The sequence below is a fragment of the Bradyrhizobium sp. Bra78 genome (genome assembly GCF_024519855.1).
GTDB lineage: Bacteria > Pseudomonadota > Alphaproteobacteria > Rhizobiales > Xanthobacteraceae > Bradyrhizobium > Bradyrhizobium japonicum_G.
In genome coordinates this window covers 78,067-98,099 of record NZ_JALJRE010000016.1, presented here as the reverse complement: position 1 = coordinate 98,099, position 20,033 = coordinate 78,067, and the positions used below count along the sequence as shown (strand labels likewise).

Annotated in this window: 22 protein-coding genes and 2 tRNA genes; 11 read left to right on the top strand and 13 right to left on the bottom strand. The window is 64.7% G+C overall.

Features of this window, described 5'->3' with window-relative positions; translation table 11 throughout:
- Positions 1-31: 31 nt before the first annotated feature.
- Positions 32-508, bottom strand: a complete 477-nt coding sequence (locus OC450_RS29175) for a hypothetical protein (protein WP_262049149.1) — start codon at positions 506-508, stop codon at positions 32-34.
- 282 nt (positions 509-790) lie between these two features.
- Between OC450_RS29175 and OC450_RS29170 the strand changes: the two genes are divergently transcribed.
- Both OC450_RS29170 and OC450_RS29165 read left to right on the top strand, forming a co-directional pair.
- Positions 791-1,276, top strand: coding sequence for a hypothetical protein (locus OC450_RS29170; protein ID WP_211386877.1), 486 nt, complete (start codon positions 791-793; stop codon positions 1,274-1,276).
- 43 nt (positions 1,277-1,319) lie between these two features.
- Positions 1,320-1,847 carry a hypothetical protein gene (locus OC450_RS29165; RefSeq protein ID WP_262049148.1) on the top strand — a complete coding sequence of 176 codons (528 nt, stop codon included), beginning with the start codon at positions 1,320-1,322 and terminating at the stop codon, positions 1,845-1,847.
- 122 nt (positions 1,848-1,969) lie between these two features.
- Here OC450_RS29165 and rlmB read toward each other — a convergent pair whose 3' ends face one another.
- Positions 1,970-2,800: a 23S rRNA (guanosine(2251)-2'-O)-methyltransferase RlmB gene (gene rlmB, locus OC450_RS29160; protein WP_262049147.1), complete on the bottom strand. Its 831-nt coding sequence runs from the start codon at positions 2,798-2,800 to the stop codon at positions 1,970-1,972.
- 206 nt (positions 2,801-3,006) lie between these two features.
- On the opposite strand from rlmB, the gene OC450_RS29155 reads away from it, so the two are divergent.
- Positions 3,007-3,092, top strand: a tRNA-Tyr gene (locus tag OC450_RS29155).
- A 117-nt stretch (positions 3,093-3,209) separates the two neighbouring features.
- On the opposite strand, the gene ppk2 is transcribed toward OC450_RS29155, so the two are convergent.
- From ppk2 to OC450_RS29140, 3 genes are all read right to left on the bottom strand, one after another.
- Positions 3,210-4,337, bottom strand: coding sequence for a polyphosphate kinase 2 (ppk2, locus tag OC450_RS29150; protein ID WP_211386880.1), 1,128 nt, complete (start codon positions 4,335-4,337; stop codon positions 3,210-3,212).
- Positions 4,338-4,431: 94 nt separating this feature from the next.
- Positions 4,432-5,463, bottom strand: a complete 1,032-nt coding sequence (locus OC450_RS29145; RefSeq protein WP_262049146.1) for an LLM class flavin-dependent oxidoreductase — start codon at positions 5,461-5,463, stop codon at positions 4,432-4,434.
- Positions 5,464-5,603: 140 nt separating this feature from the next.
- A complete protein-coding gene (locus OC450_RS29140) occupies positions 5,604-6,527 on the bottom strand; it encodes a LysR family transcriptional regulator (protein WP_315986404.1) in 924 nt (307 codons plus the stop codon).
- A gap of 112 nt (positions 6,528-6,639) precedes the next feature.
- On the opposite strand from OC450_RS29140, the gene OC450_RS29135 reads away from it, so the two are divergent.
- Genes OC450_RS29135 through OC450_RS29125 form a run of 3 tightly spaced genes read left to right on the top strand, consistent with a single transcriptional unit; the run spans position 6,640 to position 9,763 of the window.
- Positions 6,640-7,998 (top strand): MFS transporter, encoded by a 1,359-nt coding sequence (locus tag OC450_RS29135; RefSeq protein WP_262049144.1) that lies wholly within the window; start codon positions 6,640-6,642, stop codon positions 7,996-7,998.
- Positions 7,995-8,498, top strand: a complete 504-nt coding sequence (locus tag OC450_RS29130; RefSeq protein ID WP_256807763.1) for a GAF domain-containing protein — start codon at positions 7,995-7,997, stop codon at positions 8,496-8,498. Before OC450_RS29135 ends, OC450_RS29130 begins: the two co-directional genes overlap by 4 nt.
- Before the next feature lie 17 nt (positions 8,499-8,515).
- On the top strand, positions 8,516-9,763 hold the full coding sequence (locus tag OC450_RS29125) for a metal-dependent hydrolase family protein (RefSeq protein ID WP_256807762.1): 1,248 nt from the start codon (positions 8,516-8,518) through the stop codon (positions 9,761-9,763).
- A gap of 8 nt (positions 9,764-9,771) precedes the next feature.
- Here OC450_RS29125 and OC450_RS29120 read toward each other — a convergent pair whose 3' ends face one another.
- A complete protein-coding gene (locus tag OC450_RS29120; protein WP_256807761.1) occupies positions 9,772-11,829 on the bottom strand; it encodes an ATP-dependent helicase in 2,058 nt (685 codons plus the stop codon).
- 129 nt (positions 11,830-11,958) lie between these two features.
- On the opposite strand from OC450_RS29120, the gene OC450_RS29115 reads away from it, so the two are divergent.
- Positions 11,959-12,549, top strand: a complete 591-nt coding sequence (locus tag OC450_RS29115; protein ID WP_211386887.1) for a TMEM175 family protein — start codon at positions 11,959-11,961, stop codon at positions 12,547-12,549.
- 9 nt (positions 12,550-12,558) lie between these two features.
- Here the strand turns inward: OC450_RS29115 and OC450_RS29110 are convergent, their stop codons facing one another.
- A complete protein-coding gene (locus tag OC450_RS29110) occupies positions 12,559-12,945 on the bottom strand; it encodes a YciI family protein (RefSeq protein WP_211386888.1) in 387 nt (128 codons plus the stop codon).
- Positions 12,946-13,110: 165 nt separating this feature from the next.
- Here OC450_RS29110 and OC450_RS29105 point away from each other — a divergent pair, with 165 nt between their 5' ends.
- From OC450_RS29105 to OC450_RS29095, 3 genes are all read left to right on the top strand, one after another.
- Entirely contained in the window at positions 13,111-13,320 is a 210-nt protein-coding gene (locus OC450_RS29105) for a hypothetical protein (protein ID WP_249129608.1), read from the top strand.
- 28 nt (positions 13,321-13,348) lie between these two features.
- Positions 13,349-13,552: a hypothetical protein gene (locus OC450_RS29100; protein WP_211386889.1), complete on the top strand. Its 204-nt coding sequence runs from the start codon at positions 13,349-13,351 to the stop codon at positions 13,550-13,552.
- 348 nt (positions 13,553-13,900) lie between these two features.
- A tRNA-Gly gene (locus OC450_RS29095) sits at positions 13,901-13,974 on the top strand.
- Between the two features lie 26 nt (positions 13,975-14,000).
- Here OC450_RS29095 and OC450_RS29090 read toward each other — a convergent pair.
- The 6 genes from OC450_RS29090 to OC450_RS29065 all read right to left on the bottom strand — a co-directional run bounded on the left by OC450_RS29090 (position 14,001) and on the right by OC450_RS29065 (position 19,132).
- Complete coding sequence (locus OC450_RS29090) at positions 14,001-14,648, bottom strand: DsbA family protein (protein WP_262049143.1); 648 nt, start codon at positions 14,646-14,648, stop codon at positions 14,001-14,003.
- A 2-nt stretch (positions 14,649-14,650) separates the two neighbouring features.
- On the bottom strand, positions 14,651-15,367 hold the full coding sequence (locus tag OC450_RS29085; protein WP_166468948.1) for a glutathione S-transferase family protein: 717 nt from the start codon (positions 15,365-15,367) through the stop codon (positions 14,651-14,653).
- Between the two features lie 30 nt (positions 15,368-15,397).
- Positions 15,398-17,101, bottom strand: coding sequence for an AMP-binding protein (locus OC450_RS29080; RefSeq protein ID WP_262049142.1), 1,704 nt, complete (start codon positions 17,099-17,101; stop codon positions 15,398-15,400).
- Positions 17,102-17,164: 63 nt separating this feature from the next.
- Positions 17,165-17,962, bottom strand: coding sequence for an enoyl-CoA hydratase/isomerase family protein (locus OC450_RS29075; RefSeq protein WP_262049141.1), 798 nt, complete (start codon positions 17,960-17,962; stop codon positions 17,165-17,167).
- Between the two features lie 38 nt (positions 17,963-18,000).
- A complete protein-coding gene (locus OC450_RS29070) occupies positions 18,001-18,186 on the bottom strand; it encodes a hypothetical protein (protein WP_166468951.1) in 186 nt (61 codons plus the stop codon).
- A 70-nt stretch (positions 18,187-18,256) separates the two neighbouring features.
- Positions 18,257-19,132, bottom strand: coding sequence for a helix-turn-helix domain-containing protein (locus tag OC450_RS29065; RefSeq protein WP_166468952.1), 876 nt, complete (start codon positions 19,130-19,132; stop codon positions 18,257-18,259).
- Between the two features lie 175 nt (positions 19,133-19,307).
- Here OC450_RS29065 and OC450_RS29060 point away from each other — a divergent pair, with 175 nt between their 5' ends.
- Positions 19,308-19,961 (top strand): TetR/AcrR family transcriptional regulator, encoded by a 654-nt coding sequence (locus OC450_RS29060; protein WP_162307596.1) that lies wholly within the window; start codon positions 19,308-19,310, stop codon positions 19,959-19,961.
- Positions 19,962-20,033: the final 72 nt, after the last annotated feature.

The window sequence follows — 20,033 nt, the reverse complement described above, 5'->3', positions numbered from 1 at the left end:
GCCTGATCTGTTGCGCTCGGTTCAAATCGCCTTACTGGCAGATGTGTCGGCGGCCGTCTGCGCCCTTGAACCAGGTGCCGGGCGTGCAGACGAAGCCGTTGCGCTGGGCGTAGGTGCGATTGTCCCACCCCCGATTGTCCCAGCCGCGATTATCCCACGAATTGTCATAGGCGTAGCTGTTGTCCCAGCCGCGGAATGGAGCGGTTGCGATCGCGCCCGCCGTTCCGATTGCGGCGCCGGCCACGCCGGCTGCGACGTCGGTCGGCCAGAAGCCGGTGCGGCTCCTGTTCCAGTCGTTATCCCAGTCACCATTGGTCTGGCGATAGGACACCCGGCGATGGCGATAGCCGCTATCGGCATACGGATTTCCCGGCCCGGCGTTCTGGCAATTGGCGTTGGGAGATTGCGCCACGCAGCGGCCGGGATTGGTGGTCACCGTCTGCGCCATGGCAGCGCCTGCCAGCATGGTCGCCGCAATCGCCGTGGCTCCGAGAAGTTTGATGTTCATGTTGTCTGGCTCCCGTTTTGTTGACGGGGGCTAAATACCGGGGGCCGCGGACGTTCCGGTGAAACCCGCTGATTTCCACTGCTGGATGGTCAAACGGATGTGAGCACGCGGCATTGTTCCGGCGAGAGAGTCCGGCGGTGTTAATGCTTCGCTAGTTCGCTTTGCAGCATTTGAGCGGCGTGCGATCCTTGCGCATTAGGCTTACCGGCATTTGGTGAGCAGGCCTTAACCCTCTCTGCGTCGCGGTCGGGTAGGTTGTCGCCGGATAACCGGGATCCTCTCATGCGCGCTCTGGCGCTTGCTGCCTTTGTGATCGGACTGCCAGCGACGGCGTTTGCCGGCGGCGGCTTCGATATCGTCGTTCCCGGCCGCCCGGGTGTGCCCATCATCATCAACAACATCGACGCGTCCTATGCCGTGATCGAGGGGACTTGGGGCCTGGGGAAGAACGTTCAGGTGCAGCCGACGATCTATGGCGGGCGCTATATCGAGGAGCGGCAGCCCACGGACGTCGGCCATTATTATCCGACCATGGGCCTTCGGCCCGGCTATGGCCGGCTCGAGGTCGAGCCGCCCGCGAAGCGCAAATTGCCCAAGCCCGCCGAGAGCTATCACCAGAGCTGGGGCGCGTCATCCGCGCCGCTGCCGCCGCAGATGGATGTGCCGGTCGATCCGCCGCCGGTGATCCTCGCGCCCGAGATCAACGACCATCCGCGGCGTCCTCGGCCGCGGCCGCGTGCAGAGATGCCCGGCAAGCCGCCGGGTTAAGAAACGACAAAATCCAACAAACGGAAATCAACAGGAGAGAGTAATGCGTCAGATGATTTCGGGACTGGTCGCGGCGGCTGCCGTGATGTTCGTCGCCACCGCGCCCGCCGCGGCCTGCGGCTTCAATCCGTGCCAGCCGATTGTCCCGGTCTATTCCGGCTGCAACACCGGTTGCGGCGGCTATGGGGCCGGCTACGGCTATGGCGCCTATGAGCGTCTCGCCGAGCCGACCACGCAGTATTATTACGTCAACCAGGGCCCGACCTACACCGGCCCGGGCGCCTTCGCGCCGTATCCGACCTATCGTGAAGACGCGGTCGTCGCGCCGGCCAATTACGGCTACGGCCACGGCTATGGCTATGGAAACGGCTATGGCTATCGCGCCGCCGCGGTCGCAACGCCGGGTGCCTATCCCTATCGTCGGCCGTACTATCGTCCGTATCGCTATGGCTACGGCCCGCGCGCCGGCTATCTGCCGCGCACGCACTACGGCTACGGTCCGCGCTATGGCTACGCTCCTCGCCATGCGCCGTATTACGGCGGCCACCGCGTGCTGCGCCGCTACTACTGATCGCTTGATCGCTTGAATGACGAAACGCCCGTCCGCGCGATGCGGACGGGCGTTTTGTTTGAGATTCTTGCTTTGACGTGTTTTCCTTGCGCGAACCGGTATCCACTTCGCTCGAAAAAGCCCTACCGCTTCATCAACCCGAGGCGGCTCGCGCCGACATAGAGCGAGAGCACGGCGGCATTCGAGACGTTGAGGCTCTTGATCTCGCCGGGCATGTCGAGCCGTGCGACGACGCTGCAGGTCTCGCGGGTCAATTGCCGCAAGCCCTTGCCTTCCGCGCCGAGCACCAGCGCGAGTGGCTCGCGCAGGACGACCTCGGAGAGGTCCGCGCTGCCTTCGCTATCGAGGCCAACGGTCTGGAAGCCGCGCCCGTTCAGCTCGGTGAGCGCGCGGGCGAGGTTCTGCACCGTCACCATGGGCACCAGCTCCAGCGCGCCTGAGGCGGCCTTGGCCAGCACGCCGGTCGCCTCCGGGCTGTGGCGCGCGGTGGTGACGATCGCCTTCACCGCGAACGCTGCGGCGGAGCGCAGGATCGCGCCGACATTGTGCGGGTCGGTGATCTGGTCGAGCACCAGCACCATGCCGTCCTGCTCCAAGTCCTCGATGTCGGGCGAGGGCAGAGCATCTGCCTCGGCAAGCAGGCCCTGGTGCACGGCGTCGGGCGAGAGCAGCCGGTCGATCTCCTGAGGCCGGACGATTTCGGGCGTGACGCGGGTTTCGATGTTTTCGTCCGCAAGGCGCCTTGCGGCGTTCTCGGTCAGGGTCAGCTTGCGGATCTGTCGCGCGGGATTGGCGAGCGCCATGGTGACCGTGTGCCAGCCATAGAGGATGACAGGCCCGTCGGTGTCCGAATCGCGATTGCGCCAAGCCGGCCGGCCGGCCGATTTATCCGGTCTGTTGAAGGGCTTAGCCCCTCCACGGGGCCCCCTGGGGATGAATTTTCGATCCTTCATGGGCTTGCTTGTGTCATGGGTCCCCGAATATGGCAATTTGGGTGGCTTCGAGGGCGATTTTAACCGTTCGCCTCGGTTGACTTTACCCCACGGCTTCGCCGATAACCGCGCCCGGTCGCGCCCCCATCCGGGCTGTCGCGGCCTTCACGTTCCATGGCCGTCTTCGGTCCGCCGGCAAGGTCCGGCCGATTGTGCTGCCGTCGAGCGGGGGAGTGTCCCGAGTGGCAAAGGGAGCTGACTGTAAATCAGCCGCCTCATGGCTTCGCAGGTTCGAGTCCTGCCTCCCCCACCAGCCTTCGCTCGCTTCGCGAGCTACGGCTGGGCAAGCGAGCAGAATGTCAGCGCAAGACATGTACCGAGCGGTTTGAACGCAGCTAACAGGCGCAGTCGGCCTGATCGCGTTCTCGTCCTATCTTGTGTGCTCTTCGCGTTCGTGGATCACGTTCGCGCGCCCGACCAGGAGATCATCGACCATACCGATGCGTTTGGTGTCTTTGCCGGCGTACGGCATGGCGTGCAACACGTAGCGCATCGCGTTCAGCCGTGCGCGTTTCTTGTCGTCGGATTTGATCACGATCCAGGGGCAGTCCGCGGTGTCGGTGTGGAAGAACATTCCTTCCTTTGCCCGCGTGTAGTCGTCCCATTTGTCGAGCGAGGCGAGGTCGATCGGTGACAGCTTCCACTGTTTCAGCGGATGACCTTCACGCTCCTTGAAGCGCCGCCGCTGTTCCTCGCGGCTGACCGAGAACCAGAACTTGATGAGATGCAGGCCGCTGCGTGCGAGGTTGCGTTCGAATTCCGGAACCTGGCGCAGGAATTCATCGTACTCTGCGGGCGAGCAGAAGTTCATGACGCGCTCGACGCCGGCACGATTGTACCAGCTCCGGTCGAACAGCACGATCTCGCCTGCCGTCGGCAGATGCTGCACGTAGCGCTGGAAATACCATTGGCCGCGCTCGACGTCGCTCGGCTTCTCCAAGGCCACGACACGGGCTCCACGGGGATTGAGATGCTCCATGAAGCGCTTGATGGCGCCGCCCTTGCCGGCGGCGTCGCGGCCCTCGAACAGCAGGACCAGTCGCTGTCGGGTCTCCTTCATCCAGTTCTGCAGCTTCAGTAGCTCGGTCTGGAGAACGAACTTCTGCTCCTCATAGTCGCGGCGAAACATACGGGATTTGTAGGGGTAGCCGCCCAACCGCCAGTCCTCGGCGAGTTCGTCGCTGGTCTGCCGCTTCGCACGTTTGCTTTCCTTGCCGACCAGAAGTGCCTGAAGACGCCTGGCGTCATCCGGCGCGGCGCCTGTGAGCATGGCCTGGACGGGGTCGCTGTCGGGCGGTAACGCGGGGAAACCATTGAGGACGTTGTCCAGCGCCGCCAGTTCTGTCTCGAGCGCGCCCGCGGACGATTGCTCCACCAGCGATCTTTCGACGGGACTGAGCTTGAGTGCTTGCGCGCGCGCCGCCGTCTTGCGCCTGACGGGCTTTGCTTGCGCTTTCCTGGGGCGACCTTGCCTGGGCTTCCTTGGAAGAGATGGCATTACCTGAACTCTCGCGTGATCTGTGCGGGAGCTTCCTTCTAGCCGGGAAACGCGGCTAAACGGCTTGACGTGAATCAAAACACGCCAGGCCCGGTCACCCCATCATCTCCCGCACCATCGGCACCACCTTCCGCCCATAAAGCTCGATGCTCTTCATCAGCTTCTCGTGCGGTAGCGGGCCCGCCGAATACTTCAACTGGAAGCGCGAGACGCCAAGCGCCTTTGCCGTCTTCGCGATCTTGCGCGCGACCGCTTCCGGCGAGCCGACATAAAGCGAGCCGTGCTCGGCCTCGCTGATGAACTCGTCGCGGCCCATCGGCGGCCAGCCGCGTTCCTTGCCGATGCGGTCGCGCATCGCCTTGTAGTCGGGCCATAGCTCTTCGCGCGCCTGTTCGTCGGTGTCGGCGACGTAGCCGGGCGAATGCACGCCGATCGGCTGTGCGGGCCGGCCGAACTCCTTGAACGCGCGGTGGTAGAGATCGACGTAGGGGGCGAAGCGCGCGGGATCGCCGCCGATGATCGCGAGCATCAAGGGCAGATCGTAATGCGCGGCGCGCACCACCGATTGCGGACTGCCGCCGACGCCGATCCAGGTCTTCAGCGTGCCGTTCTCGACCGGGGGATAGACCAGCTGATCTCGCAGCGGTGGACGCAGCTTGCCCTCCCAGGTCACCGGCTGCTGCGACAACAGGGCTGCGAAAAGATCGAGCTTCTCCTCGAACAGCGCCTCGTAAGAACGCAGGTCGAAGCCGAAGAGCGGAAAGGATTCGGTGAACGAGCCGCGGCCGAGGATCACCTCGGAGCGCCCGTTCGAGAGCGCGTCGAGCGTGGCAAAGCGCTGGAACACGCGGATCGGATCGTCCGAGCTCAGCACCGTCACGGCCGAGCCGAGACGGATGCGCCCGGTGCGCGACGCGATAGCGGCCAGCACGGTCTCCGGCGAGGAGATCGCGAAGTCGGCGCGGTGGTGCTCGCCGAGGCCGATGAAGTCGAGGCCGATCTCGTCGGCCAGCACCGCCTCGTCGACCACGTTGCGGATCACCTGCGCGTGGGCAAGCATGGCGCCGGAGGCGTCCCTGGTGACGTCGCCAAAAGTATCCAGTCCGAATTGAAGCGGTGCGGTCATTGATGAGGTCTCTGTCGGGCGCAAGCGGCGTCCGTCCTGTGGGAGGAAACTGTTTGCTGTGCAGCTAGGGCGCGACGGCCGTTTCGACAATGCTGCTCCGGGAAAGGCATGGTTTCCGGTTTTTCACCGCACCGGCGGGCTCAATCGGATCTGGCGAACATCTCGACCAGCGTTTCGCGCAGCCAGCGCTGCGCCGGCACGGTGTCGTTGCGCTGGTGCCAGAACAGGCTGACGATGCGCGGCGGCGCCTTGAGCGGAAGCGACATGGCATGCAGCAACGGCGCATGCCTTGATTGCGAGCGCAGGTCGCTCGGCAGCACGGCGATGAGGTCGGACTGGCGCACGACCTCGTAGGCGGCGCTGTAGTGATTGACGGTCGCGACCAGGTTGCGCGACAGCCCGCGCGAGGCGAGGAAGAGGTCGTAGGACGGCAAGGTCTTGCCCGCGAGGCTGACATCGACGTGTCCCGCGTTGAGGAAAGCGCGCGTGCTGAGCCGCTTCATGCCCGCGAACGGATGGCCACGCCGCATGAAGCAGGCATAGTCCACGGTCCACAGCGAGCGCGAGCGAATGGCCGCCGGCTGCTGCGCCTCGTTGACATAGACGCTCATGACGCAGTCAACCCTGTTGTCCTCGAGCTGGTCGGCGATCTCCAGGATGGTGTTGGGGACGGTATGGACCCGCGCCTTCGGCGCGACCTTGCCGAGATGGCTGAGGAGATCCGGCATCACGAGCGAGGAGACGTAGTCCGACATCGACAGGCTGAACTCGGTCTGCGCGCGGCCGGGATCGAACACCTGCTCGTCGAGTGCGCCACGCACGCTTTCCAGTGCCTCGCCGATCGGCCCCCACAGCACCACGGCACGCTGGGTGGGACGGATTCCGGTACCGGATCTCACGAACAGGGGATCGCCGAGCGCGTCGCGCAGCCGCGCCAGCGCATTGCTGACCGCGGGCTGCGTCATCGTCAGCGCACTAGCCGCGCGCGTGACGCTGCCCTCGGTCATCAGCGCCTCGAAGACTTTCAGGAGGTTGAGGTCGAGCGCGCGGAACGACATGAACATTCACCATGGTGATATATTAGATCATGATTATAAATTATGACGATAATGTCACCTTGTCTATGGTTCCCAAGGAACACGCGGTGCGCCGGGCCGCCAGACTGAGGGGACTTTCATGTCGATGATATCGGCGCGCATCGAGCGCCTTCCGTTCGCACGCTTCCACAAGCATCTGCTGCTGATGGGCGGGCTCGGCTACATGTTCGACGCGATGGACGCGGCGGTGCTGGCCTTCATCCTGCCGGTGCTGCGCACGGCGTGGAATCTGTCGAGCGTGCAGATCGGCGTGCTCGGCAGCAGCACCTATATCGGTTTCCTGTTCGGCGCGTTGCTGGCGGGGACGCTGGGCGACCTGATCGGCCGCCGCGCGGTGATGATGTCTGCACTTGCGCTCTATTGCGCGGCGTCCATCGCGAGCGCCATGGTCGATGCATGGCCGTCCTTCTTCGCCGCCCGCGTCGTCGCAGGCATGGGCACCGGCGCGGAGAGCGCGATCATCGCGCCGTATCTTGCCGAGTTCGTGGCGCGGCGCTACCGCGGCAGTTTCACCGGTGCCCTGGCGGGCTTCTTCTCCTTCGGTTTCGTCGCGGCGGCCTTGCTCGGCTATTTCATCGTTCCCGCTTATGAGAACGGCTGGCGCATCGTGCTGGTCATCACCGCGGTGCCGGTCATCATGCTGTTGTGGTGGCGCAGGGCGCTGCCGGAATCGCCGCGCTGGCTGGAAAGCCGGGGCAGGGAGAAGGAAGCCGAAGCCTTGCTGGACGGGATCGAGGCGGGCTTTGCACGCCAGGGCTATGTCCTGCCGCAGCCGGTGGTCGAAGCCGTCGTGCCGCAGGGTGCGACCGGAACGTTGCTCGCCAATTTCGCCGCGCTCCTCGCAGGCCGGCAGGCGCGCATCACCATCATGACCTGGATCATGTGGCTGACGATCACCTTCAGCTATTATTCCTTCTTCGTCTGGATACCCGGCCTGCTGGTCCAGAACGGAATGAGCATCACCAAGAGCTTCGCCTATTCGATCGCGATCTATTGCGCTCAGATTCCCGGCTATTTCAGCGCCGCGTATTTCAACGAGCGCATCGGCCGGCAAGCGACGATCGCGTCCTACATGGTGCTCGGCGGCGCCAGCGCGCTCGGGCTCGCCTTTGCGCAGAGCGACCAGCACATCATGCTGGCGGGAATCTTCCTGTCCCTGTTCATGAACGGCACCTATGCGGGCGTCTATGCCTATACCGCGGAGGTGTTTCCGACGCCGGTCAGGACCACCGGTGCCGGGCTCGCTTCCGCGATCGGCCGGATCGGGGCGATCGTCTCGCCGATCTTGGTCGGCTATCTCTATCCCAATTTCGGCTTCGCCGGCGTGTTCGGCGTCACCACCACCGTGCTGCTGCTCGGGGCGGTGACCGTCGTGCTCATGGGCGTTCGCACGCGCGGCCGTTCGCTGGAGGAGATTGCGGCGGGTGAGGTTGCATGACGCAGGTGAAACGCCAGGCCGATCCGTTGCTCTGTGCCGTCGCGGCGGCGCAGGGCAGGGCGGATCAACCAGGTGCGCTGTTCGCGGCGCTGGACCAGGCCGTGAAGTCGGCGATCGGGCACAAGCTGTTCACGATCCTGACCTATGACGGTGACAGCGGTGATGCGGCGCGGGTCTATTCCAATCTCCCGGGCCCGTATCCGACCGGCGGACGCAAGCGCCTCGTGCCGGGCCCGTGGACCGAGGCCGTGCTCGAGCGCGGCGAGGCCTATATCGGCCGCACCCAGGACGATCTGCGCATGGTGTTCTCCGACCACGAGCTGATCGCCACGCTCGGCTGCGAGAGCGTGCTCAACATGCCCGTGCGCTGGCGCGGGCGTACGCTCGGCTCGCTCAACCTGCTCCACGAGGCGGGCTGGTACGGCGAGGACGACGTCGCCGCGTGTCTCCCATTCGCCCAGCTCGCGCTGCCCGCGTTGCTGACGACCGACAGGTCCTGACCAGACAGGAAACGACCATGCCCAGTACCCTCTTCAAGAACGCCGCTCTGCTCGATCCGCTTCAGCCGGACCTGCTGGAGGGATATCACGTGCTGGTCGAGGACAATTCGATCAAGGAGATCTCGGACCGGCCGCTCCAGGTCACCGCCGATCGCACCATCGATCTGAAGGGCAAGACGCTGATGCCCGGCCTGATCGACCTGCATGTGCATGCGGTGGCGGTCGAGCTCAACCTGGCGCAGCAGGTGCACATGCCGAACGTGCTGGTGACGCTGCGCTCGACGCTGCTGCTGCGCGGCATGCTGCGGCGTGGTTTCACCACGGTCCGCGATGCCGGCGGCGCCGGCCATGCGCTGAAGCAGGCGATCGAGACCGGCCTGACCGACGGCCCGCGGCTGTTCGTCTCCGGCCGTGCGCTCAGTCAGACCGGCGGCCACGGTGACATGCGGGCGCGGTCGGATTATCTGGCGAGCGATGCACCATGTCCGTGCTGCGTGCGCGTCGGCGCCCTGGCGCGCGTCGCCGACGGTGTCGATGGCGTGCGCAGGGCGGCGCGGGAAGAGCTCCAGATGGGGGCCGACCAGATCAAGATCATGGCCTCCGGCGGCGTCGCTTCGCCGACCGACCCGGTCGGCGCCTTCGGCTACTCCGAGGACGAAATTCGCGCCATCGTCGAAGAGGCACGCGGACGCCAGACCTATGTGCTGGCCCATGCCTACACCGCTGCCGCCATCGAACGCGCGGTTCGCTGCGGCGTGCGCACCATCGAGCACGGCAATCTGGTCGATGAACCGACTGCGCGCCTGATGGCAGAGAAGGGCGCCTATGTGGTGCCGACGCTCGTCACCTACGAGGCGCTGGCCAACGAGGGCGCCCAATATGGCCTGCCGCCGGAGAGCGTGGCCAAGATCGCCGATGTCCGCGACGCCGGCCTGCGTTCGCTCGCGATCTACCGCGATGCCGGTGTCAAAATGGGATTTGGCAGCGACCTGCTTGGACCTTCCCAGCGGCTCCAGAGCGACGAATTCCGCATTCGCGCCGAGATTCTCGGGCCGCGCGCCGTCATCGCCAGCGCGACATTGATCGGTGCCGAGGTGCTCGGCATGGAGGGCAAGCTTGGCCGCATCGCGCCGGAAGCCATTGCGGACCTGCTCGTGGTCGACGGTAATCCGCTGCGCGATGTGGCCTGCCTGCTCGGCCAGGGCGAGCGCATTCCGCTGGTGATGAAGGCAGGCAAGGTCCAGTTCGACAGGCTGAACGCCTAGCCCCGGCGCTACCGCCACATCCCCCGCATCCGCGCGCCGATGTCGATCTTCGGTCCTTGCGCCGCGGTGCGGCCCGCGCCCGCTGCGGCCTTCGGCCAGGCAGTGCGCTCGAACAGATGGACCAGGGATTCCGGGATGAAGCGGGTGCGCGAGGCGTAGACGTGGCGGTCGCCCTTGGCGGCCTGGCCGTGAGTGAAGAAGCGCTGCGGCACGACGAGGTGCAGGTCGTCCTTGGCGCGCGTCATCGCGACATAGAGCAGGCGGCGCTCCTCTTCGAGCTCGGCGGAAGTGCCGGCGCCGAGATCGGACGGCATGCAGCCGTCGACGACGTTGAGCACGAACACCGACTTCCACTCCTGGCCTTTGGCGGAGTGGATGGTCGAGAGGATCAGATAGTCTTCGTCGCGCAAGGGAGGCCCGGACTTGTCGCTGGTTGCATCGGGCGGGTCGAGCGTGAGCTCGGTCAAAAATTTCTCGCGCGAGGCATAGCCGCTGGCGATCTGCTCGAGCTGCATCAGGTCGGCGCGGCGCGTCTCGGAATCCTCGTGGATGCGGTCGAGATGGGGCCCGTACCAGAGCCGCACGCGTTCGAGATCGACCGGCCATTCCGAATAGCGCAGATTTTCGACCGTGCGCACGAAGTCGGTCCAGTCCGCGCCCGTGCGCGGCGGCACCGGGAGCTGGCCGAGCGCAGCGAGCGGATCGGTGCTCTCCGCCATCTGGTCGAGCACGCGCTGCGCGGTCGCAGGCCCGATGCCCGGCAACAGATGCAGGATGCGGAAACCGGCGACGCGGTCGCGGGGATTCTCGGCGAAGCGCAACAGCGCCAGCACGTCCTTGACGTGGGCGGCGTCGAGGAATTTCAGGCCGCCGAATTTCACGAACGGGATGTTGCGGCGGGTCAGCTCGATCTCCAGCGGGCCCGAATGCGAGGACGTCCGGAACAGCACCGCCTGGTGCTTGAGCAGCGCGCCCTGCTCGCGGTTGGCCAGCACCTCCTCGACGATGTAGCGCGCCTGGTCGGCCTCGTCGTGCACGGTGACGAGCTGCGGCTTGTGCGACGAGGTGCGGTCGGTCCAGAGGTTTTTTGTGAAGCGCTCGCGCGCCAGCCCAATGACGCCGTTGGCCGCCGCCAGCACGGGTTGCGTCGAGCGGTAGTTGCGGTCGAGCGTGATCATTTCCGCGCGGGGCGAGAAGCTTTGCGGAAAATCCAGGATGTTGCGCACGGTGGCGGCGCGGAACGAGTAGATCGATTGCGCGTCGTCGCCGACCACGGTAAGGCCGCGCCCGTCAGGCTTCAGCGCCAGCAGGATCGAGGACTGCAGGCGGTTGGTGTCCTGATATTCGTCGACCAGCACGTGATCGAAGCGGCCGCCGATCTCATCGGCAATCAGCGCATCGCTCATCATCTGCGACCAGTAGAGCAGCAGGTCGTCGTAATCGAGCACGTGCTGGGCCTGCTTGGCCTCGACATAGGCCGCGAACAGGCCCTTCAGCTCGGCGGCCCAGCCGGCGCACCAGGGATAGTGCACCCCCAGCACCTTCTCGATCTCCATCTCGGCATTGACGCAGCGCGAGTAGATCGACAGGCAGGTGCCCTTGGCGGGGAAGCGGCTCTCTGTCTTCGACAGGCCGCGCTCGTGCCGGACCAGATTCATCAGGTCGGCGGAATCCTCGCGGTCGTGGATGGTGAAGGCGGTATCGACGCCGATCCGCTCGGCATATTCGCGCAGCAGCCGCGCGCCGATGCCGTGGAAGGTGCCGGCCCAGCTCAAGGCGTCGCGCATGATCGCGGCATTGTTCTCCCCTAGCACCTTCCGGGCGATGCGCTCGACCCGGCCGGCCATCTCGGCGGCGGCGCGGCGCGAGAACGTCATCAGCAGGATGCGGCGCGGGTCGGCACCCGCGACGATCAGATGCGCGACGCGGTGGGCCAGCGTGTTGGTCTTGCCGGAGCCGGCGCCGGCGATGACGAGCAGGGGCGCGCCCACGGTCGCACCATCGGCCACGCCATGCTCCACGGCGCGGCGCTGCTCCGCATTGAGCGTCTCCAGATATGTCGCCACGAATCGCCCCGGGTGAAAGGGTGAGAGTCGGCTATCGCGGTGCGAATCGCAATGCGGCTGGACCGAACCGGTGTTAAGACCTAGGGACAAGACGGCCCGAAGTTCCAGCCCGAAAAGCGCACACCCGGCATGACCGACCCCCGGCCCGAGCAGTTCGAGATGCGGCGGCTGGAGTCGCTCAGCAACACCATCTTTGGCGTTGCCATGACGCTGCTCGCCTACGACCTGCCGAAGGCGGCTGTGTTCACCGGCGCGCCCGACTGGAACGATCTTGCCCGGGTCTATTCGGGCAAGCTCGCGGGCTTTGCGCTCAGCTTCATCATCGCCGGCGTGTTCTGGATCAGCCATCACCGGCGGCTGGCGCGCCAGCCGGTGGGCAGCCGCGGTGCGGTGATGCTCAATCTGTTTTTCCTGCTGTCGATCGTGCTGCTGCCTGTGACCAACGGCCTCTACACCAACTACGCCATGAGCAGCTCGGTCGCCGTGCTCTACGGCCTGAACCTGACCGCGATCGCCGGCCTCAACGCCTGGCTGTGGTGGGTGATCCTGGGGAGCTGGCGCCAGGAACTCATGGCATCGCTGTTTCCGCTGCTGGTGTTCATCCCGGGCACGATCGCGGCGGCGTTTGCCCCGCACATCGCACCCTTCGTGTGGTTCATCGCCTTCGGCGGGCTCCTGATCCAGCGCTTCTACGCGGCGCCGACCGGAGCGGACTCGTAGGCCAGACGGTCATTCCTTCGATGTCGTCGCACCGAACCCGTCGGCCGGCACGTAAAGCTTGACCGGTCGGATTTCGTAGACCGCAGTCGGATTGACCTGGCGCAGCGTCCGCGCCGCGGCGAGCGCCTCTTCATCCGTATCGTATTCGACGAGGTGGAAGCCCAGAAGCTGCTCCTTGGTCTCGGCAAACGGGCCGTCCAGCACCATGCCTGCGCCGGGGCCGCGCAAGGTGCGGGCCTTTCGGGTCTCATCCAGGCGGGCGGCCGGCCCCAAATGTCCGCTTGCCCGCAAGGGAGCCTGAACCTCGATGACCTTGGCCACGACCGCGGCGTCCGTCTCGGGCGTCCAGGACAGGATCTCGTCTTCCACGTGATAGGCCAGGATGGCGTAAAGCATCGTCACCTCGTTGATTTTTGCTGCGCGCGTCCAAAGGACGTATCACCACCGTCGCGGCCGACAATGGGCTGCGGAAAATATTGCGTCCCGGGCCCGGCGACGAAACCTTCCGGAAACCCGATTGCGGCCCAAAGGTGTGAACGGCGCCCGAAACTGGCGCGACTGATGGCCACCAAGAACACTTCGGAGGCGGCCATGTCGACCATCAAGATCATCTGCGACGCGCGTCGGGCGGGAAAGTCCGACGCAGCGGATCTGCACGACCAGTCCGGCCACCATCGCTACTACGGCAGCTCGGCCGAGAACGGCGGCGAGCGGATCGTCGAAAGCCGCCGCGGCAAGCAGCCGCGTGCACCGGGTGTCAGTGGCTTCTAGAACCTTCCGGCCGAAGTGACGCGCGACAATGAGTGTCCTGCAAGTTTCGATGGCCGCGCTGCCATTCCTGCTCTCGCTCGCGAGCCGGACCGGCAAGGCAATCGTCCCATGCCTGCTGACCAGCATCTTCACGGTGCTGCTCGGCGGCGAACCTCACCGCGCCGCCTTGGCCTGGTGCGTCGGTACGCTGATCGCCGCCGTTGCACTGCGCGAGCGACTTCGCGCGAACTGAACCGGCCGCCATCGGGCCGACCTCCCCATCAAGGCAATTTCCAAAGAAAAAGGCGCGGCGGGGAGGCCCCGTCGCGCCCGATTTCTTGCTCGCTGGTCCAGGGCTGAGAGCGCCCCGATGCCAACCTCCATCTGGAGCTTAGCGGGCGATCCCAGCGAGGTGACAGCGCTTGGTAAGAGACACTGGATCACCTCCTTTCGTTGGTTTCGGGACGCCCAATATAGGGCGAAATCCAGCCGTCGTTAAGGGGCAGGGCCGAGGGCCTGGAACAAGTCCGCCCACGAGGTGGGAAAGAAGGGTCCGGGGCGGTTGAGACCGCCGCCCGACCGTGTTAGGTGAACGCGAGATGCGGGTGTAGCTCAATGGTAGAGCAGCAGCCTTCCAAGCTGAATACGAGGGTTCGATTCCCTTCACCCGCTCCAGTGTTTCAATGGCTTAGCACGAACCCTCAGATTTCATTCTGACAGCCATTCTGACAACGCGGCTGACTGCCGGTCCCCGACAGTCGCTCGCGCAGCAGCCAGACCCGATCGCTGCCCCAGAAAAGCTCGCCGGTTTCCTGCAGCACGAATGTCGGGACACCGAAGACACCCCGCTCTTCGGCTTCCGTAGCGATCGTCCGGCATCGGCGGACCCCTTCGCCGGATAAAATCAACTCGTCGAAGGCGCGGCCTTCCGCGCCTGCTTCGATGAGGAGGCTCCTGATCGCTCCCGTGTCTTCGATGTCGAGGTCTCTGCGCCAAAAGCGCTCGCAGAGCGTATCGTGATAGCAACGGAATACAGATTCGTCGGTCTGTGACGCGAGCAGCATTCCCGTATGCGCGAGCGTAGGGTCGAAGATTTTAGTTGTACCGCGGATGATCCAATTGCGGCGCGCAGCAAGCCGCCGCGCGTCCATGTAGGCATAGCGAACCTTGCGCCAGTCTCGGTCGGTCCTCTCTTCGACTTCGCCGCCGTAAGCTCCCTGAAGGTCAATCGTGAAGGGTTGCCAGAGCAGTGTCACATCGAAATCTCGTGCGAGCGCGTAGGCTTCTTCCTTGACGAGATAGGAGAACGGGCTGCGGTAATCGACGTAGAGGGTGACTTTTGTGGACATGGCTAGTTGGTTCCGGGCGATCTGGCGGCGCCCGACGCGTACTGCGGACCGCCGAAGAGATTCGTCCGCGCTTGCTCGCTCTTCGTCACGTCGACCCACTGATCCAGCAACAGTTTGATACCCCGCTCCACTGCCGGCCGGGCGCGGATGGCCGCATACCAGCGCGAGACCCGCGGCAGGTCGTCGAGGCTCTGGTTGGCCATCTTGTGGATGCGGACCCAGGCGAAGCAGGCAATGTCGGCGATCGAATACTCTCCGGCCAGATAGTCGCGCCCGTCGAGCCTTCGCTCCATCACGGTCAGCAGTCGTCGGCCCTCGTTGGTGTACCGTTCGATCGCGTACGGCACCTTCTCGGTGGCGTAGCGATGGAAATGTTGTGCCTGGCCGAGCATCGGGCCGAGCCCTCCCATCTGCCACATGAGCCATTGCATCACCTCGCATCGCGCGCGCGCGTCCGAAGGCATGAAGCGGCCCGTCTTCTCCGCGAGATATATGAGGATCGCACCCGTCTCGAACACCGTGATCGGGGCGCCGTCCGGACCGTCGCCGTCAACGATCGTCGGCACCTTGTTGTTGGGATTGAGCGCCAGATAATCCGGATCGAACTGCGCGCCGCGAGTAATGTCGATCGGATGCACCGTGTAGGGCAGGCCGATTTCCTCGAGCATGATCTGGACCTTGTGACCGTTCGGGGTCGGCCATGTGTAAAGGTTGATCATTGAAGGGCCCTTCTATTTGAGGCGATGCGATCACGCCGTGCGGATTTCCTGCAGCGCGAGTTCTCGCACCATCGCTTCCCGCATGATGAATTTCTGAACCTTGCCGCTCACTGTCATGGGGTAGGCGTCCACGAAGCGGATGAAGCGCGGAATCTTGTAGTGGGCGATCGCCTCGCGACAGAAGGATCGGATGCTTTCTTCGTCGCACGTCTGCCCGTCCTTGAGACGGATCCAGACGCAGACCTCCTCGCCGTACTTTGGGTCCGGAACGCCGAATACCTGGACATCCTGCACCTTCGGGTGCTGATACAGGAATTCCTCGATCTCGCGCGGATAGATGTTCTCGCCGGCGCGGATCACCAGATCCTTGATGCGACCGGTGATGTTGCAATAGCCGTCGGCGTCGATGGTGGCGAGATCGCCCGTGTGCATCCAGCCGGCTGCGTCGATCGCCTGCGCGGTCTTGTCCGGGTCGTCCCAATAGCCTCGCATGACCGAATAGCCGCGCGTGCAGAGTTCGCCCGGCATGCCGCGCGGGACGATGTCGCCGGCTTCGTCGATCACCTTCACTTCCACGTACGGCTGGATGCGGCCGACCGTTGACACGCGCCGTTCCAGGGGATCGCCCCGATCGCTCTGAAAGCTGATCGGGCTCGTCTCCGTCATGCCGTACGCTATGGTGATTTCGCCCATGCCCATCTCGCCGATCACGCGACGCATGACCTCGACCGGGCAGGGAGCGCCGGCCATGGCGCCGGTGCGGAGCGACGACAGATCGAAACTGGAGAAGGTGGGGTGTTCCAGAATCGAGATGAACATCGTCGGGACGCCGTGCAGCGCCGTGCACCGCTCGGCTTGGACGGCCTCGAGCACGCCCAGCGGATCGAAGGCTTCGCCCGGGACGATCATGGCCGCGCCATGCGTGATGCAGGTCAGGTTGGACAGGACCATTCCGAAGCAGTGATAAAAGGGAACGGGAATGCAGAGCCTGTCATCGGGACCGAAGCCGAGGGCTTGCCCACAGAAGTAACCGTTGTTGAGGATGTTGTGATGGGTCAGCGTCGCGCCTTTGGGAGCGCCGGTCGTGCCACTGGTGAACTGGATGTTGATCGGATCGTCGAAACGTAGCTTCACGCGCGGAGGAGAGGCAGTCGAGCCGCGGCGGCAGACGCCCTCGAATGAAAGCAGGCCTGGAGTCGTCGTCTCGCCGATCTGAATGATCGTGCGCAGGTCCGGCAGTTTCTGAAGGTTCAATCGTCCCGGAATGCCCGTCGCGATCTCCGGTGCGATCTGACGGAGCATGCCGATGTAGTTGCTCGTCTTGAACGCGGTCGCTGTGACTAGCGCCGCGCATCCGACCTTTCGCAGCGCGTACTCCAACTCCTGCGGACGATAGGCGGGGTTGATGGTGACGAGGATCAATCCGAGCTTTGCGGTGGCGAACTGCGTGACCACCCATTCGGCGTTGTTGGGCGACCAGATGCCAACGCGTTCGCCCGCGACGAGACCGAGCGAAGCCAGGCCGCTCGCGAAGCGATCGACGACCGCGGCAAGCTCGCGGTACGTCCATCGGACGCCTTGAGACCGCACCACCAAAGCGAGGCGATCGGGGTGGGCGCGGACCGTGGCATCGAAGCAGTCGCCGATCGTCATGCCCAGGAGGGGCGTCATCGACCCTCCGCTGACGTAGCTCGGTGTGATCGACGAACCGTCGGTTGCCTGGCCGCCGTGCATCAGTCCCTCCTGTTTTTCGTTCTTTTCGATGGCCTCTACTTCACGTCCTCCTTCGGATGGCGCCTAGGCGGGCAAGGGCCAGGTCACGTCCTTGCCCTTCAATTGCTTGTAGCGTCGCGTGTGGGCGCGGATGCTTCCGAGATCCGACATGCCACGCGACAGCAGGTCCTTGTCGAGGCGGGCCGCGGCATCGATGGCGGCCATCGTGGTCGCCTGAAGCGCACGCTTCGAGAAGGCGTACGCCGCATGGCAATCTGGCGGCACCAGCGCCGCCCAGGCGACGGCTGTCTCCAGCAGCTTTTCCGGCGCGACCGTCTGCTGGACGACGCCGAGACGCTTGGCGGCGGCGAGATCGTAGATTTGACCGAACAGCGTCATCTCGAACGCCGATCGCGGACCGATGGCATGCTTGATGATCTCGCAGTAGACGGCCGGCATCGGAATTCCAATTGGCACCTCGTTCAACGCGAACTGCAGCGGGCCTTCGCTGGCGATCCGGTGATCGCAATCGATCGCGGTGATGAACCCGCCGGCGTAGGCGTGGCCGTTGATCGCCGCCACGGTGGGCCTCGGATACGTGAAGAGGCGCAGGTTCGTCGCGCGGTATGCGTCAAACCAGGCATCGATCTCCTTGATCGACCGGCGTGCGAACATCGGAAAATGATGATCGAAGTCGAGGCCCGCCGTGAACACCGCGCCCGATCCGGTCAGCACGACGGCGCAATCGGCGAACTCGGATTCCAGACGATCGAACGCCGCGTGGAGCTCGGCGAAGAAGGCCGGATTCTGCGCGTTGACCTTGTTGGTGTTCATCGTCACCACGGCTACGTGGGGGTGCTTGCGTTCAATGGTCCAGGGCATCGGTCATCCTTCGGTTCGGGGTCTCGGGTTGCGGAAGATCAGGCCACCTTGAACTGGCGACGCGCGTTGTCGGTCGGGGAATGACGAACGGGCGTCGACGCCGAGGTGGAGGCTGGCGATGCGCTCGTCCGCCCGTCTTGCTGGTCTTCAGCGCCGCAACGATCGAACCTCGGATTCCCGATCCATGCGGCGTTCGGGTGCTGCATCCAGGCGTCGATGATCATTCTAAGGAGCTCGCGTCTGACGGTGTCGAGGTCGAGGCCTACGACCGGTCAGCGCGAAAGGCGGACCTGCTCAACCGGCTTCGGTCGTGGTCTCAAGTGGCCACACCGCCATCATTAGGCGCGTGGATCGGCCGGCGTCTTGAAGAAATCGGACAGCCTGCGCGCGGGGCCTGCACCAGGCCTGCCGGAACGCGCCGGGAGTGACGCCGGCGTGTCGCCGAAACTCTCTGGTCAGATGAGCCTGGTCGGAGAATCCGAGATCGGAGGCGATCGCCGACAGACCGTCGCCTCCCGCCGCGATTTCGTAGACCGATCGGCGGAACCGCTGCATGGCGAGAAAACGCTTCGGCGGGCAGCCCGTCGATGTTCTCACTCGCCTCTGCAGCGTCCGGACCGATCTGCCTACGCGGTGCGCCAGGTCCCTGACGCGGCCGTGCGGCGTATCCAGGGGGGCGCCGCCCGCAATCGATCCGTGCCTTGGTTGCCGCGAAAGTGCGAGCAGGGTCCGATCCATGGTGTCGAGGATGTCGAAGCACGATGGACCCTCCCGGACGAGGCGCGCGAGCGCATCGCGACAGGCGACGATCGCCGGATCGTCGACGCTCGGTGAACCGGACCAATTCGGCTTGAACTTGACGCCCACGATCCAGCCTACGAACGCTCTGCCTTTTCTTCGGTGATCGAGGCTGGGCTCGCTGAAAACTACTCTGCCGCCTGGACCGTCCTCCCGAAATACGAAGGTGAGCTCCTTGAGCGGGGAAGCGAACGACATGCGGCTTTCGGTCAGCCGTCCCCGGTCCTTCAGGATGTAGATCGAGTCGACGCAGCCGGCTTGATCGTCGCGCGGCGCGAACTCGGCGTAGAACGAGGGGAGGGCGAAAACCTGCTCGTTATCTTCGGCGCTCCAGGCCGTCCTCGCTCGCGGATGTGGGTCTTTCGCTGACAAAGTCGAGCTCCAGTGATGCCGGGGCGGCTTCCTTGACGTCATTTAAGTAACACTGTTATATTTCAATAGCAAAGGTCTCTGCGCACCGCCCGGTCCGGCACTTGAGCGGCGACAATGGCGCTGAGGTCGGGCATGAGTGCCGCCCGCCAAGGCCTCGCGAAACGGAAAACTATCGATGGCGGAAGCTTCCGATCCGAAAATCGAACAGCGCAAAGCCGCCGTGAGCGCTTTCAAGCGCGAACTGATCCGCGAGGCCGCCAAACGCGTTTTCGTCGAAGTCGGCCTGCACAAAACATCGGTGCGGGAGATCGCCAAAGCGGCGGGCTACACGACCGGTGCGATCTACGCCCAATACGCAAGCAAGGAGGAGGTCTACGCCGACATCCTGCGTGAATCCCTGACGAGCATGGCCGAAGCCGTCGAGCAGGCGGCCGCAGCAGCCCGGGTGGGTCGGAAATGTGACGCCGCCTTGCGCGCTTGGTTCGAGTATTTCCGCGAGAGGCCCGCGGAGTACGATCTCGGGTTCTACCTGTACGGCGGTGCCAAGCCCGCAGGTGTCGGCAAGGACCTGAACCGCGAACTCAACGTCCGTCTGAAGCGGGTCTATGCTGCGGTCGCGGACGCGCTCGAGGCCGACGGTCTGGTCGACGCATCCAAAAAAAATGAGGTGGCAGTCGCCGGGGCGTCCTGGATGTTCGGCCTGCTGCTCATGTACAGGACCGGTCGTCTGAAGATCCTGGCAGTGGACGTCGACGTGCTGATCGACGATTGTCTAGCCACGCTCTACCGAGGCACGGCACGCTCCCGGTCCGGACGGTCCCGCGGCTGACCCGCCTCCTTAGCCGGGCTGCATTGATGAATTGATTGGGGGATCAAGTCCGTCCTGATCGAGGCACGCTTG